This window comes from Pseudomonas sp. LBUM1643 (assembly GCF_059716215.1).
In genome coordinates, this window is record NZ_CP166813.1 from 2,600,406 (window position 1) to 2,615,992 (window position 15,587).

Annotated in this window: 12 protein-coding genes; 4 read left to right on the plus strand and 8 right to left on the minus strand. The window is 59.8% G+C overall.

All coding sequences use genetic code 11. The annotated features are described in order from the left end of the window. Positions 1-12: 12 nt before the first annotated feature. From ACA063_RS11755 to ACA063_RS11770, 4 genes are read right to left on the minus strand one after another with little or no spacing between them, the layout of a single operon-like run. Complete coding sequence (locus tag ACA063_RS11755; RefSeq protein ID WP_497665994.1) at positions 13-801, minus strand: ABC transporter permease; 789 nt, start codon at positions 799-801, stop codon at positions 13-15. Beyond that, complete coding sequence (locus ACA063_RS11760) at positions 798-1,640, minus strand: ABC transporter permease (RefSeq protein WP_497665995.1); 843 nt, start codon at positions 1,638-1,640, stop codon at positions 798-800. The genes ACA063_RS11755 and ACA063_RS11760 overlap by 4 nt, the downstream gene beginning before the upstream one ends. Then, positions 1,637-2,704, minus strand: coding sequence for an ABC transporter ATP-binding protein (locus ACA063_RS11765; protein ID WP_497665996.1), 1,068 nt, complete (start codon positions 2,702-2,704; stop codon positions 1,637-1,639). Before ACA063_RS11765 ends, ACA063_RS11760 begins: the two co-directional genes overlap by 4 nt. 15 nt (positions 2,705-2,719) lie before the next feature. Continuing rightward, a complete protein-coding gene (locus ACA063_RS11770) occupies positions 2,720-3,769 on the minus strand; it encodes an ABC transporter substrate-binding protein (protein WP_497665997.1) in 1,050 nt (349 codons plus the stop codon). 117 nt (positions 3,770-3,886) lie between these two features. Between ACA063_RS11770 and ACA063_RS11775 the strand changes: the two genes are divergently transcribed. Together ACA063_RS11775 and ACA063_RS11780 are read left to right on the plus strand one after the other, a co-directional pair. After that, a complete protein-coding gene (locus ACA063_RS11775) occupies positions 3,887-4,930 on the plus strand; it encodes a GlxA family transcriptional regulator (RefSeq protein WP_497665998.1) in 1,044 nt (347 codons plus the stop codon). Positions 4,931-5,097: 167 nt separating this feature from the next. Next, positions 5,098-6,225, plus strand: coding sequence for a GGDEF domain-containing protein (locus tag ACA063_RS11780; protein ID WP_497665999.1), 1,128 nt, complete (start codon positions 5,098-5,100; stop codon positions 6,223-6,225). A gap of 710 nt (positions 6,226-6,935) precedes the next feature. On the opposite strand, the gene ACA063_RS11785 is transcribed toward ACA063_RS11780, so the two are convergent. From ACA063_RS11785 to ACA063_RS11800, 4 genes are all read right to left on the minus strand, one after another. Then, complete coding sequence (locus ACA063_RS11785) at positions 6,936-9,146, minus strand: LTA synthase family protein (RefSeq protein WP_497666000.1); 2,211 nt, start codon at positions 9,144-9,146, stop codon at positions 6,936-6,938. Between the two features lie 117 nt (positions 9,147-9,263). Further along, complete coding sequence (locus ACA063_RS11790) at positions 9,264-11,300, minus strand: LTA synthase family protein (protein WP_497666001.1); 2,037 nt, start codon at positions 11,298-11,300, stop codon at positions 9,264-9,266. Between the two features lie 52 nt (positions 11,301-11,352). Further along, the gene (locus tag ACA063_RS11795) at positions 11,353-11,952 is read right to left on the minus strand and encodes a hypothetical protein (protein ID WP_497666002.1); all 600 of its coding nucleotides are present in this window, start codon (positions 11,950-11,952) and stop codon (positions 11,353-11,355) included. Beyond that, positions 11,949-13,247 (minus strand): sialidase family protein, encoded by a 1,299-nt coding sequence (locus ACA063_RS11800; RefSeq protein WP_497666003.1) that lies wholly within the window; start codon positions 13,245-13,247, stop codon positions 11,949-11,951. The genes ACA063_RS11795 and ACA063_RS11800 overlap by 4 nt, the downstream gene beginning before the upstream one ends. A 375-nt stretch (positions 13,248-13,622) precedes the next feature. On the opposite strand from ACA063_RS11800, the gene ACA063_RS11805 reads away from it, so the two are divergent. Further along, a complete protein-coding gene (locus ACA063_RS11805) occupies positions 13,623-14,330 on the plus strand; it encodes an SDR family NAD(P)-dependent oxidoreductase (RefSeq protein ID WP_497666004.1) in 708 nt (235 codons plus the stop codon). Between the two features lie 135 nt (positions 14,331-14,465). After that, positions 14,466-15,518 (plus strand): AraC family transcriptional regulator, encoded by a 1,053-nt coding sequence (locus tag ACA063_RS11810; protein ID WP_497666005.1) that lies wholly within the window; start codon positions 14,466-14,468, stop codon positions 15,516-15,518. The last annotated feature ends 69 nt before the right edge of the window (positions 15,519-15,587 follow it).

Below are 15,587 nucleotides of genomic sequence, written 5' to 3' on the forward strand. Positions count from 1 at the left end.
GGTGTGGGGGGGTTATTTGCGTTCTGACAAAAGGTCGAGACCAATGCACAGATCGAGAATGATCACGGCGATGACCACCACGACAATGGTCGCGCCGGAGGCGGCGGCGATCGTTGGGTCGACGGTGTACTGCACGTAGTTGAAAAGCTTCACCGGGATGGTGTTGAGGTCCGGGGTCGTGTTGAAGATCGACAGCTCGACGTTGATCCATGACGAGATGAAGGCAAAGATTGACCCGGTGACAATCCCCGGCCTGATCTGCGGCAGCACCACATGAAAGAAGGTGGCCCACGGTGTTCCGCCCAGATCGCTTGATGCTTCCTCCAGCGCACGCTGCTCCGGTGTCAGCATCGACAGCACCGAGCGCAATACAAACGGCGAGATGATGATCGTGTGGCCGATCAGCAGTGCGAGAAAACTGCGGGTCAGTCCGAAGTAGCCGCCGAACTGCAACAGCGCCGCGCCCAGCACGATGTGCGGGAACACCAGCGGTGAAGTCAGGGCGGCCAAAATCGCGTTCTTGCCCGCAAATTCGTAACGCGCTATCGCCAGCGCGGCCGGCACGCTGAGCAATACGGCGACGAAGGTCGCGACCAGTGCCAGCACCGTACTGGTGGCAAACGAGGCCACGTAGCTCGGGTCGCTGAGCATCTTGGCGTACCAGTCCAGGGTCCAGCCTTGTGGCGGAAACGCCAGGAATGACGTGGCGGTGAACGAGACGCCCATGATCACCACCAGGGGCAGCAGCATGTAGCCGAGCACGGCCCAGGCGATCAGGCGAACCAGCATGCGAGTGATCATGAGTTGCTCCCTCTGATGCTGCCGACGCGTCCGGCCAGTCCGACCATGACCAGGGTGAAGATCAGCAGGACGACGCTCAGTGCGCCACCGTAGTTGAAGTCGAAGACCGAGCTGTACTGCTGGAAAATCAGCATCGAGAGCACGGAGATTCTTCCGCCCGACAGAAGCGCCGGCGTCACGTAGGCACTGGCCGCAAGGGTGAACACCATGATCGAGCCGGAAATGATTCCGGGCATGGTCAGCGGCAGGATCACGTGGAAAAAGGTCGCACGGGGGCTGGCACCGAGGTCGTCGGAGGCTTGCTCATAGGCCGGGTCGACCTGGGCCAGGGCGTTGCCGGCCGCCAGTACGATGAACGGTAGCAGGATGTACACCATGCCGATCAGGATGCCGAGCTCGGTGCCCAGAAAGCGCACCGGCGTATCGATCAGGCCGGTATCCAGCAAGCTCTGATTCACCAGGCCTTTGCGTCCCAGCAGGACCATCCAGCCGAACGAGCGCACGATGTTGCTGGTGAACATCGGCACCACCAGCAAGATCACACAGGCTCGGCGCCAGGCACGCCACTTCACGACACGCACCAGGTACCAGGCAAGCGGATAGCCAAGCACCAACGACACCAAAGTGGTCAACGCGGCGATGCGGAAGGTCACCAGAATCACATCCCAGTGGTACTGGTCGCCCAGCACGCGAATGTAGTGATCCAGCGTAAAGGCCTGGTCAGCGCCCTTGGTCAGACTGGCGAAAATCACCACTGCGAACGGTGCAAGAAAGAACGCGGTGAAAAAGGCCAGTGCCGCAAAGAGCATCAGCAACGGGGCGAGCGTCCTGCGTTTCATGACGACTCCCCGATCAAGTGCAAATGAGCAGGGTTGAAGCCCAGGCGCACGGCGCTGCCGGCCATCATGTCCGCCCGCGGAAAGCCCATGGTGCGTGCCACGATCAGTTGCCCGTCAATCAAGGTGTGGATCAGCGTGTGGCTGCCGACCGTGACGATATCGCTCACGGTGCCCTGGATTTCGCAACAACTGGTGGTCTCTGGGGTTGAGGCGTCCAGGACCTGCAGATGCTCGGGACGCAGGACGGCCACCCCTTGCTGAGCGATGTTCCTGGTATCGCGAGGCAGCGGTTTTGCGCGAATGTTCAGACGTATCTCGTCAGCACCAGTGGCCTGGTAGTCGATGAGGTTGGCCTCGCCAATGAAGTCCGCCACAAAGCGCGAAGCGGGTGCACTGTAGATTTCGCTGCTGGAACCGGTCTGTTCGATGCGGCCTGCGTTCATCACCACAATCCGGTCGGCGATAGTCATCGCTTCTTCCTGATCGTGGGTCACGAAAATGAACGCGATGCCGAGTTTCGCCTGCAGATGCTTGAGCTCCAGCTGCATGCGCTTGCGCAGCTTCATGTCCAGCGCAGAGAGCGGCTCGTCGAGCAACAGCAATTTGGGTTTATTGACGATGGCCCGTGCCAGTGCCACGCGTTGTTGCTGGCCGCCCGACATGCCGCGAGGGTAGCGATCGCTGAGCGCTTCCAGACCTACCATTGCCAGTGCTTCGCGAGCACGGTCTCGGGCTTCGGTGCGATTGACACCCTGGCGTCGCGGACCGTATGCGACGTTCTCCAGCACTGTCATGTGCGGAAACAGGGCGTAATTCTGAAACACAGTATTCAGTGGACGACGGTAGGGCGGCAGACGACTGACGTCCTGGCCATCGATCGTGATGGTCCCGGAGTCGGGTTGCATGAAGCCAGCGATAGAGCGCAGCAAAGTGGTTTTGCCGCAGCCGCTGGGGCCGAGCAGCACGATAAATTCGCCCTGCTCGATGTCCAGGTTGATCGTGTCCAATGCCTGGTAGGAACCAAAGTTTTTGCAGACGCTGTCGATGCTCAATAAAACTGACATTGCAGACCTCTTGAGCTATTTGGCGGTGACTTTGCGGTTCCAGTCATTGGTGACACTCGCGCGCTGCGCGTTGATCTGGGCCCAGTCGAACAGGCGCAGATCGCTGATCGATCCACCGGCGCCCCATGGCAACTTGCGAGCAACGTCTTCAGAGACTTCCACGCCTTTCACCGCTGGCCCCAGATAGAGCTTGCCGGCCAGGCAGGACGCCGCTTCCTGGGTCAGCGCGGTATTGATGAATTGCTCGGCGGCCTTGCTGTTGCGTGCGCCTTTGATCAGGTGCAAGCGAGCATCGGTTGCCCATGCACCTTCCTTGGGAATCGTGAAACCGATGGGCGCGCCCTTGTCGATCAAGTCCCAGGCACCGACGTTGAAATGCGCGCCGATAATGGCTTCACCACTTTGGAAGGCGTTGGTGGCGGCGCCCGAACTGTCGAAGAACAGTGCGGTGTCCAGAGCGCCGAGCTTGCTGTACAGCGGCGCCAGGTCGGACCGGTCAATACCCCAGACGTCAGCCATGAAGAATACGAACGGCACCCCGGAGGAGTTGGCCGGCGAGGGCAGGGCGATTGCACCGGCGTATTCGGGCTTCCACAGGTCCTTCCAGCTGGTCGGCGCTTCTTTTATGTCCTTGGTGTTATAGGTCAGGCCAAGGGAGTAGAAACCGCTGCTGACGGCGAAGGTGTGGCCGGCTTCGGAGTAAACGCCTTTATCGACAACGTTTTTCAGGTTGGGAATGGCGGCAGGGTCGAGGTCGGCGAGTACACCGGCCGCATACGCGAGCTCGCTGATTCCGCCATCCATCCAGGCCACATCAATCGTAGGGTTGGACTTTTGCTGCTGGAGTTTCGCCAGGGTCGTGGTTGAGGTACCGACTTCCGCCGCAACGGCAATCCCGGTAGCTTTCGTGAAAGGTTCTGCAACACAATTGAGGAAAGCATCCCCCCAGTTGCCGCCGTACAACGCGACCGTCAGCTTCTGCTGATCGGCCATGGCGCTTTGCGAGGAGATGCAGCCCGCCAGTGATAGCGCGACTGTGATTTTGTTCAGCGTTTTTATTCTCATCTCATGTCCTCTGGGGCGTAGTTGTACTGTTTCCCCTTGTCTGCATCTTGCTCGTAACGTCGATACGAGCGCTTGCACTCGGGGGTCTTAAAGTTGAATAGTTGGGTCATGCCCAAAATGACTCAGAATCATCAAGAACTCCACGCCGCGCCCGGGTCCCTTCCCGAGCCAAACGCGCGCCCGCAGTTATCGGTGGGGCTGGTCCTGCTGGATCAGTTCACGCTGGCGGCATTTTCGGGGTTCGTGGATGTGCTGCGGTTGTCCGCCGATGTCGGCGGCGCCAGTCGGCAGATCCATACCGCGTGGCGGGTGATGAGTGTCGACGGCTTGCCGCGAACTTCCAGCGCCGGCATCACACTGGAAGTTGCCGGTGGCCTGGCTGAGGACCTGGAGCAGTTCGATTACGTGGCCATTTGTGGCGGCAACGATTACCCCAACACGCACTTGCCCGTTCAGTTGCGCGACTGGTTGCAGCGCGCAGCGAACAGCCGTACCCGCTTGTTGGGTATTTGCACGGGCACCTTCGCGCTGGCACAAGCGGGCGTGGTGGGCAATCGGGCCGTGTGCGTGCACTGGAATGTGCTGGATGCGTTTCGTGCGAGGTTTCCGAAGACGCCTGCAGCCGTCGATCACCTGTTCATCGACGAGGGGGATTTGATTACATGCGCGGGATCAACGGCGGCGATTGACCTGGGGTTGTACCTGGTCGCCAGGCACTGCGGGCGCGAAAAGGCGCAGCAGGCCGTGCGGCATATGATGCTGCAGGGCATCCGCCAGGGACGGCAGCCACAGGCGCACTTCTATGCAAACCTGGCGGACATTAAGGACGAACGTGTCCGCCAGGCAGCGCACTACATCGAACAACGCATGGACAGCCTGCCGACGCTGGATGCCATTGCGCGGTATGTCGGCCTGGGCCGGCGCCAGCTGACCCGCGCGTTTCAACAATCCCTGGGCATTTCACCCATGGAGTTCCAACGTTCGCTGCGCGTGGAATACGGCAGCTGGCTGCTGGTGAACAGTCACAGCAGCATCACGCAAATTGCCATGGATTGCGGTTTCGCCGATGGCGCGCACTTTTCGCGGGAGTTTCGAACCCGCTTTGGCGTGTCTCCGCGTCAGTTTCAGCGCCAGGAGCGATCAGCCCTGCATGAGCAGTAGCTGGAGCAGCTGATTGAAGACGTTGATCGGACATGGGTTTCACTCCTCAATGCAGCAGCTAAGCTTGCCGTGAGATTGAGCTGCAAATGGGTGTGATTCTTGTGTTTGCGTTAGTGGCGAGATGCCACAATGGCGTTTTTTCGCAGCATCATGATCAGGCGGATCATATGGATGGGCTTGGGCTTCGATACGACCAGGAAAGCTATATAGCGCAGCAGGTACGCGCTGACCGGTTGCACCAGTTGTTTCACCAATCCGTCTCGGCAGTGTTCGGCAGTTATCTGGCGGCTATCATGCTGTGCTGGCTGTGCTGGGACAGCTTTGATCACAGCGTCGTTTATTGGTGGATTGCGATTCTGTCTGCATCGTCATTGCTACGGCTTGCCATGTTCATCGCCTATTTTCGCAGCCCCGACGTTGAGCGTACGCCGCAACGTTGGGAACGCACGTACTGGTTCACGCTGGTTCTCTCTGCCGGGATCTGGGGTGTTGGAGCGCTGGCGGTGATACCGGCCGATAATCTGTTGTCCCAGGCGCTGGTGATGCTGTTCGCGGTCGGGATGTCGGTGAGCGCGGTGTCCTGCTACTCGTCTTATAGCCACATGACGCTGGCGTCGATTGCGCTGGTGTTGCTGCCGTGCACTTCCTGGCTGCTGTTTCAATCGTCAACGATTCAGGTCGGCATGGCGCTGGCGGTTCTGGTGTTCGCCTCGTTTGTCGCTGGCGCGACACGCAAGCTGTCCGAAGCACTGGAAACGGCGTTTCGCCTGACCCGTGAGATGGAGCAGGCGCACAACATTTCCACCCGCGCGGCAAAGACCGACGAACTCACCGGATTAAACAATCGTCGAGCCTTTTTCGAGCATGCCCAGCAGTTGTACAGCCATTGCAAAAGCCACCGTTTACCGCTGTGTGTGGTGATGCTGGATATGGACCATTTCAAGCATATCAACGACACCTACGGGCATCAGGTCGGGGACCAGGTGTTGCGGCAAATGGGGGTGGTGATCAGCAAGTCTTTTCGGGCGACGGACGTGTATGGGCGCTTGGGGGGCGAGGAGTTTGCTGTGCTGCTCCCAGATACGTCCATTGAGGTAGCTCTGGATATTGCCGAGCAGGTGACGCGTTCGATTGCGGGTTCAATGACCGGGCCTGTTCACTGCATCACGGCCAGCCTGGGTGTGGCGTCGATGGAGGCTGGTGATCATGATTTGCACAGTGTGATGAATAACGCGGACAAGGCGCTGTACCGGGCGAAGGCGCGTGGGCGTAATCAGGTGGCGGTGTCTGAGTGAGGGCTGCAGGCATTTGGTTTGCTCGCGATAGCGGTCTGACAGTGGCCCATTTTTGGCGGATGTACCCGGATCCACTGTGGGAGATGGCTTGCCAGCGATGGCGGCCTGTCAGGCGATGAGTTTCCTGCAGGTGTACATATCCATTCCTGCGGTAACGGCCGCTATTGGTTTCGCTCTTACAGCGAGTCACTTGGAAGAGCGCCAAGTAACCAAACGCTCTTGCCCCTTTCGTCCGGTGCCTCGCCTGGGCTCGGCATACCCTCACTCCGGTCCTGCTCCGTGGGCCCGCCGCGATCGGCCATCCATGGCCGTGCGCGGCTAACCCGGCATCCATGCCGGGTTGCCCACTGCGCAGAACCTGCGATCGGCCTGCCGATGGGGCAAGAAGATCAAGATCAAAAGCAGATCAAAAACAAAGCGAGGCGGCCTGAGAGCCGACCTGACTTTCGAAGTTCACGCGTTCGCCTGTGGGAGCCGAGCTAGCTCGCGATGGCGGCCTGACAGCCGACCCTTTTCTTTGGATGTATCCGGATCAAACTGTGGGAGCTGGCCTGCCAGCGATGGCGGCCTGACAGCCGACCATTTTCTTTTCGGATTTACCCGGATCAAACTGTGGGAGCGAGCCTGCTCGCGATGACGGCCTGACAGTCGCTCATTTCTGGCAGATGCACCCCATTAATCCGGGAGCTGAAATCGCCGGCCTCAACGACTCAACTCGATTCAGCGGTATCGTCATCAAGCGTTTCGCCAACCGGTTCTTCTTGCCCCGGCAACTCAGTGATGACGCTGAAGTCGCTGACCTCGATAGCCCCCGTGCCGTAACCCAGAAGGTGGAAGGAGAACGCCTTGCGCGACTCGGGGTTGTCGAAGCTGAAGTCCATCTCCAGCGGTTGATCCGCCGTGACCTGCATTTGCTCTGGCATTCCAACTTGCACGTCCTGTTCGAACTCTTTGGTCTTGAGCAGGATGTAGGCGTTCTCTTGTAAATCGACCGAGCGCACGGTCAGGCGCACGCGCGTGTGCGAGCCTTTGGGCATTTCCAGGTATTGGGCGCCGATCAGGTTGTCTGCCCAGTCGTCCTTGATCTGCGCCTGCAGAGGAATGACTTCCGAGCTTCCAAACTGATAACGCTGGTTCAAGGGTGTCTGCATCAGTGTGCGATCCAGTGCCGTGGCTCTTGCGGTGATCTGCCTGGCACGCTGGCCGCCGTATTGGCCGAGGAATTTGGCGCGCTCGGCGATGAATCCTTCGCTGGCGTAGTACCGGCAGCGCTGTTGAAAGTCGCACTCGGTGAACGTGCCCTGGCCGTCGTGATAACGCAGGTTGCCGTTGGTGTACGACATGATCTCGCGGCCCGTGTCGTAGTTGCGAAACAGCGAACGGCCGCTCAGGGCTGAAGGAACGGGGAGGGCAAAGTAGTCGAGTATCGACGTACTCAAGTCCACATGCCCGTATACGCCGGTTTTGACCTGCGGCAACTGTGCCTGCTCGGGTGCCAGGGTCAGGTTGAAACCCCAGGATGAGGCAAGGCGGACGCCGTCGATGCCGTGGGACTCGTCGGAGGTGATCACGACCAGGGTGTCCTTGAGGACGCCTTGGCGTTCCAGGCCGTTGAGGAATTGATCGAGGGCATCATCCAGGTAGCCGACCGCCGCTTGCTTGGGCGTGTCATAGCGTTCCAGATAGTCTTCAGGCGCGGAATAAGGCTGGTGGGTGCCGACGGTCAACAGCGTCAGCATCCACGGCTTTTTCTGTTTTTTGAGTTCGCCAACGTAATCCAGCGCACCTTCGAAGAAGGCCTTGTCATCCTTGCCCCACGGGAAATCCAGGTACGAGGCATTGGTGAACCACTCAAGGCCCAGCGTCGTGTTGAAGCCGATGTGCGGCATGATCTTGTCTTTGGCCATGAAGCGCAGGCCGGCGCCTTGCAGATAATGGGTGGCGAAACCGTTTTTGCGCAGTTGCGCCGGCAGGCACGCCTGGTTGCGCTCGCTTTGGGTCAGCATCTCGACACCCTTGGGAGTGCCGTTGTCGAGTTTGTCGTAATCACCGCACAGCATGGCGTACAGGCCGCGGATGGTCTGGTGGCTGTGCAGCACGTAATCCGGGGTGTTCATGCCACGCTCGGCCCAGCGGCTGAGGTGCGGCATCAGGTTTTCCTGATAGCTGCTGTGCAAGGTCTGGCGATTGACCCCGACATAGGCGCCGGGAATGCCTTCGAGCGCGATGATCAATACGTTGCGCGCGCGTCCCGGCCCCGCCAGTAAACTTTCCCCGGACAAGTCCAGTTGGGTCAGCCCCGCCATTTGCGGCGGCACATCGACCACATCGCCCTCGAGCCATTCTTCGACGTTGATTTGAACGCTGCCCACACCCGCCGTCAGCAGCTGATGCGGCAGGTTGAACACGCGCCATTGGTCGGCGTCGGTGGGTTGCAAATGCTGAGCGCTCCAGTGCGCGATCAACAGCAGCAGCGGGGCAGTCCAGGCGTGGCGGGGCAGCGACGGGGACGGGGCGAAGGGGGCAAACCAGTGTGTGAGCAGCCACACGAACAGCCCGATCAATAACGTAGCGGCCAGCCACGGTTGGGCAAAACCACCCCCCGTGGAGTTTTCCAGAAACTGCGGGTCGATCAGGTAGTGCACGTCTGAAACGTTCGGCAGTCGGCCGACGGCGCTGACCAGCTCTGCGCTGGCTACTGTCAGGAAACCCCAGGGAAGCAATACCGCAAGCGCCAGCCACCAGGGGCGACGGTACAGCAGCACGACGAGCAGGCAGCCGATGCCTGCGTCGGAGAGGTAGCCGTGTGGATTTGACCAGCCCAGCGCTGCACGCAGGCACAACGGCACGATGAGAACCAGGCCGATGAGGGCGATGAGACGTGCGTAGGGTTTTTGCAACCCGAGACGGATGATGTTCACAAAATTTTTCTTCCAGCCACTAAATCGTCACACAAGTGTGCTGGATGGTATCAAGTGCCGGGCACGCTGGCCCGGATATATCAGGTCACACTTAAGTGGCCGGCACTTGATCAGGCGTTACTTTCGTACGTTCTGGTACAGCATCAACCGAGACGTTTCATGCATGCCACGGGTCAGTTGCACCAGGCGCTTGAACTCTTCGGGGTTTTGCCCCGCGACGTCGTCCAGTGGTGTCATCGAGGCCAGGTCATGCAGGGTCGGCGAGCTTCCGTCGTGTTCCATCTGCACCATGAAGTGTTGGGTGACGCCGGCAATCAGCGGGAACGTACCTTCGCGCAGCACCAGTGGCACCACACGTTCGCCTTCGGGGGCGGGTTGCTGGATATCCCGTCCCATGCCGCTGTTACGGAATTCCATCCCCGCCATGCCCGCGACGGTGGGCAGCAGGTCCACCAGCCCTACGGCTTCCTTGACCGCACGAGTGCCGATCAGGCCCGGTGCGTGGATGATCATTGGTACCGCGTTGCTTTCCAGTCCCAATTGCTCGTAAGCCGGCGCCAGGAAGGGGATCTGGGCGATGCGGGTGTTGTGGTCGCCAAACAGCACGAAAATGGTGTTTTCGTAATAGCCGCCGGCTTTGGCGATTTCCATCAGGCGCCCGATGTTGAAGTCCAGCAGGCGCACCGCGTTGTACTGCTCGACACTGCGCGAACCCGCGGCCTGCACTTCGGCCAGGGTCGGATGCTTCACCTCAAAACCATCGTTGGTCTTGGGAATGGTGAAGGGACGATGGTTGCCCGCGGTCTGCACATACGCAAAGAACGGTTTGTCCTTGGGCAGCGCCTGCAGGATCTGGTCGGTTTCCTTGAACAGGTCCAGGTCTGAAATCCCCCAGACATCCACCACCGGCGATTTCCAGTCGCGCTCTTCGAACAGGCGCACCCCATCGATGCTTTGCTTGATCAGCGCGTTCATATTGGCCCAGCCGGAGTTGCCGCCAATGGTGTAGATCTTCTCGTAATCGGTGAAGGCGTTGATCAGGGTGTTCTGCTGAGTGATCAGCGGATTGCGCGTCGCGGTTTCCTGGCGGGTGACGTCAGGCACGCCGGAGATGCTCGCCCAGACCGTTTTCGCAGTGCCGGTCACGGGCACATAGAAGTGCTCGAAGAACCAGCTCTGGGTGGCCAGGCGATCGATGTTGGGCGTCGGATTGATCGGGTTGCCATAGGCCCCGACGGCGCTGGTGCCGAGGGACTCGAGCATGACAAACATGACGTTGGGTGGTCGCGAGTCCGAGACCTTGTAGGGCTGCGGCGCCTGGTGACGGACAAAATTCAGGGTTTGCGGGTCCGGCTGATCGACGCCCAGGTAGTTGGACATCACCGCGTAGAGTTCGCGCACCTGGGCTTCGTCGTAGCGCGACTGACCGACCTTGACCGTGTCATAGAGGAAGATCACCGGGTTCAGGCCCAGGGCAGCGACCTGGTTGTTGCCCGAGAAGAACGCATCGCTCCAGCGCAAGGGCACCGGGTTTTCCAGGTTCATGTTTTCCACACGGCCCAGAATTCCCAGCAGTACCAGCACCACCATTACGGCGCCGCCCCATGTCGCGGAGAGCTTACGAATAGGCTTGCGCGGACGATCCAGGGTGACCCGTTCCAGGCGCACCAGACCCAGGGTGACGAGCACCACGGTGGTCAGCCAGCCCAGGGAAATCCAGATCACCGGGTAGGTCTGCCAGACCATGTCGCGGGATATCTGCGCATCGTCGATGAAGCGCAGCACCGTGGCGTTGATCCTGACGCCCAGATACGCGTAATGACCAAAGTCGATGATGTAGATCAGCAGCAGGAGGCTCAGGGCGACGACCAGATACACCCGCGCAATCACGCGCAGCAGGCGGCTGGTGGTCAGGTTCCAGCGTGGGATCCAGGCCAGCAACGCCAGTGGCAGCATCACCAGAATGGCCAGTCGCAGGTCGAAACGAAAGCCGATACCCAGGGTTTCCAGAACGGCTTTTTCGCCACTCAGGGCACTGGCATCAAATCCGGAAAAACCGAAAAAGAACATCACCCGAAGCAGTGCAAACAACACAAACGCAATCGCGGTCGCGCCCAGCCAATAATGCAAGCGTCTCGATTGCAACCATCCCATCCTTGTTTCCCCTGTCAAAAAAATTGTTGAATCTGAAACGGATTTGCTGAAGTCAGCGAGCTGGACGGCGCTGCCGGATCAGCCAGCGACACGCCGCGCGCACGGCCAGGACCAGCAGGGCGCCGCAGCAATACAAGCCCAATAGCGGATCGACCAGATAGTCCCAGTAGTTGTGCGAAGGTTTGATCCCGAACATGAAAGCCAGGGTCGCGCCGGCCAGCATCGCGACCGCCAGGCCGTGGCGCAGGTAAAACAGGCCCAGCGTCAGCAAGGCGATGAACGTCAGCAAAATACGCGGGCTGTAGCCAAACCGGTACGGGTCCAGATAGCTGAGCCCCAGGGTCGCCGGGTACAGCACCAACGCCATCGCCGCGAAAATAATCAGTACGCTGATTTGACCGTGCTGCGCCGGGGGCAGGATGTCGAGGCGACGCAAGCAGCCCCACGCCATGAACAGCAGTGTGGTGATAGCCAGGTCGTCAATGTGGCTGCGCAGGTAGGCGGCCAGTGAGAGCCCGTCCAGCGGTAAGAAACTGGCGGCAAACAACGCGGCCAACAGCACCGATCGCCACATCCTGCTCAGCCCGAAACCGGGCAACAACAGGAAGATGATCATTGCGAAACTGAGATGGGCCTGCCACAGGTTGATCATTTGAGACGCTCGGACAGCCATGCATCGTTGAAGGTGACATGCTTGATGAAGGTGTTGTTCCAGGAATAAACCAGGTGATACATGCCGTCGGGACTGCGGATGAAATAGGGGTATTCGTATTCGAATTCACATCCTCGACTGGTACAGACACGCTTGTCGAGATTGCTCAGGAACTCCGCTTCCAGTGGCTGGCGAAGCGCGCCGCTGGAGTCGCGAAATTCGTGGCCGATAATTTCCTTATAGGCTTGAGGGGAAAACGGATTGCCCTGCGGATCGGGTGATTTGTCCAGATCACGCACCGAGCGCCAATCGTCCATTTTCGCATCGGTGCCGTAGAGGCTCAGCTTGAAACGCCCTTCCTGCAGGTCATTGAGTGCCACCAGCAAACCCTGTTCGGGCGTCGCCACGGCGGCCAGCGAGGAGTTCGGATTCGACGGGTCGAGCGGGTAGGGCTCACTCCAGGTTTGCCCGGCATCTTCGGTGCGGGTCGCCAATACGCGGTGGTGCGTTTCGCCGGCATAACGCAACAAGGCAATGCCGCGCTGTCCGTCCAGCGGCACCACCGTCGGCTGCAGCGAGTTGTTGCCACGACTGATGCGGTATTTATCGATCACGTTGCCGTCGGGACTCAGGTACAGGTATTCGGCGAACTTGCCCAGAAATTCGTGATAAACCGGCAGGCCGATGGATCCGTCGGCATGGAAGACCGGTGCCGAGCGAACCAGGGTGCTGATGTTCAGGAAGGGTGAGGTGATCAGCTGGCGCGGTGCGGACCAGTTTTCACCAAAGTCGTCCGACACCATCACATTCACTGCGCTGCCGGCCCATCCACCCATCGATACCGACACATAGAACAACCACAGGCGGTTGTCCGGCGCGAGTGCAACGACCGGGTTACCCAGTTTGCGGATGTATTTTCGGGTGCCCAGTTGGGTCGAATCCCTGGTCGCCAACACCCGTTCCGCGCCCCATTCGCCGGTTTTTGCATTGAACACGGCGGAGCGTACCTGCACGTCCGCGGCGCCTTCGCGCGTGCCGGCGAACCAGACGGACATCAGGCTGCCATCCGGCAGGGCGGTGACCGCGGAGGAATGCACGAAGTCCACCAGCCCGGAGGAGGCGAACCGGCTGGTGTAGATGGGCTTGGCGACTTTATCGGCCACGGCCATCGTCGGGCTCATCAGGGCGAAAGAAGAATGCACCGGGGCAGGGTGGGTCAACCATACGATTGCGAACAGGCAAACCAGGGCAAGGTAGGTCACAAAAACGGCAGGGCGGGGGCGTTTGATGCGCATAGGTACGGCTCGGCATCTCAGGGTTCGATCGAGCGCGGTAACCTATCATTGCTAGTCGCGATTCCGGTGTTTAGCCAGCAACGCTTTTGTAAGAAATTGTTTGCAAAGTCCGAGAGTGTTCAACAAAAACCCTCGAATGTGCGCTGAAACGGCTGATTTAGAGAGATCGTTTCGGATGTTTATGGTTTTGTCTGTCAGAAAAATCCTTATTTGCTTTAGACGTGTGGTTGCAATAGCCAAGGCGCTGGCCTTTGGGAACACCGACGAAGGCTGGCGCGATCAAGCATTAAATTCGTCGTCTCTCATCAAGCGTCCCCCCCAATGGAGCCGCTAGCCTGCCGCTGACTTTCATTTTTTAAAGCCGGGGCGCGGGTGATGGATAACGATCTTCAAGGGCAAGTGGTGGCGATTACCGGAGCATTCGGCAGTCTTGGACTGGCAGTGGCGCAGGCGGCGGCCGAACGGGGCGCGCAGGTGGTGATGATCGATCGGGCGAATGCGGCGCCTGAGCGTCTGACTCCCGCCTTGAAGGCTGCGATGCACCTGGGAGGCGTGGACCTGACCGACTCTAACGCCGCCAACCAAGCGATGGCCCAGATTGCAGAACGCTTTGGTCGACTCGATGCACTGGTCAACGTCGCAGGTGGTTTTCGCTGGGAAACCCTCGCTGACGGAGATCTTGCCAGTTGGGATTTTCTCTACCACATCAACCTGCGCACCGCGCTGACCACGACCAAGGCCGCGCTGCCGATGATCCTGCACAGTCCTGCGGGGCGCGTGGTGAACATCGGTGCCGGCGCGGCACAAAAAGCCGGCGCTGGAATGGGGGCCTACGCGGCTTCGAAATCTGGCGTTGCGAGGCTGACCGAAAGCCTGGCCGAAGAACTCAAAGACACACGGATCACCGTCAATGCCGTGTTGCCCAGCATCCTCGACACCGAGCCGAATCGGCGCGACATGCCGGATGCCGATCACACTCGCTGGGTCTCGCCGGACGCGCTGGCGGCGGTCATTGTGTTCCTGCTCAGCGCACAAGCGAGCGCCGTGACCGGAGCGTTGTTGCCCGTCAGCGGCCGGGTCTGAGCGGTGACTGGCCTACGACTGATGTCTTCTTTCGGGCGTCTGATAGACTCCGCGCGCTCAACGGTTTGCGACCCTGAAAACCGCAATGCTCAGAGAGAGCACTCACTCATCTGTCAGCAATCACATGGCCCCCGGATGCACTCATCAACCACCAGCGCCGCGTTTATCAACCATGTTCTGGAGATTGCGGCGAAACATGGCTGTGATCCTCAACGACTGATCCAGCAGACGGGTTTGTCGGCCTCGCAACTGGACGACCCAATCAAGCGCGTCGGTTTGTGCAAGCTGCGCGCCTTGTTCGCGGCCGCCGTTGAAACCAGCGGCCTGGCGCATTTCGGCCTGCTGGTCGGCGCGACCGTTCGGCCCGCCACCTATGGCGGTCTTGGCTACGTCGCGATGACCAGTGCCACGCTCGGCGAAGCGACGGCGATGATCCGGCGTTTTGGCAAGATGGTGTTCGACAACCCCTCCAGCCGAACCTACCTGACCATCAACGAGGGTGTGGCGATGCTCGAGGATCGGCGCATCACCGAGCTGGAACCCTACTGCGCCAGGCACATGGACTCGATCCTGTCGGGCTGGACGGCTTATGGGCGCTGGCTCACCGGTTCTGCCCCGGCGTTGGTTGAAGTGCACATGATGCACGCGCCGCCCGCCGACCCCGCGGAGTACGAACGCTTTTTCGGTTGCCCGGTGCGCTATAACAGCCGCACCAACGCGCTGCTGTTTCCAGTCGAAGCCTTGCAATTGCCCGTGTGTGGCGCGGATCGGCGCACCCACAAAAGCATGCTGCTGGAGGCGGAATTGCAGATGAACCATTCCTACGCATCGCTCTCGATTAGCCGCCGTGTGCGGGCTTTGCTGATGGAGCGCCTGGCCCATGGTGAGTCTCATCTGGAGGCGCTGGCCGATGAGATGGCCATGTCACCTCGCACGCTGCAGCGCAAGTTGGCCGCTGAGGACGAAAGCTTTTCCAGCATTCTTGAATCGGTTCGGCTGGAGCTGGCCGAGCATTATTTGCGCCTGTCTGACCTGAGCATCCTGAACATTGCGTTTGCGCTGGGCTTCTCCGAGTCCAGCGCCTTCAGCCATGCGTTTCGCCAGTCACGGGGTATTTCGCCAGGCGACTATCGCAAGCGTCACTCGCTGGACTGTGCGCAAGTCAACTTGGCGTCCATGAGCATTTAGGTTGGCGCGGTACATCAAGATGAAGGAGGTCGGGAACGCTAGTGTGCGCAGAGAATAAAAAGGAGGCCT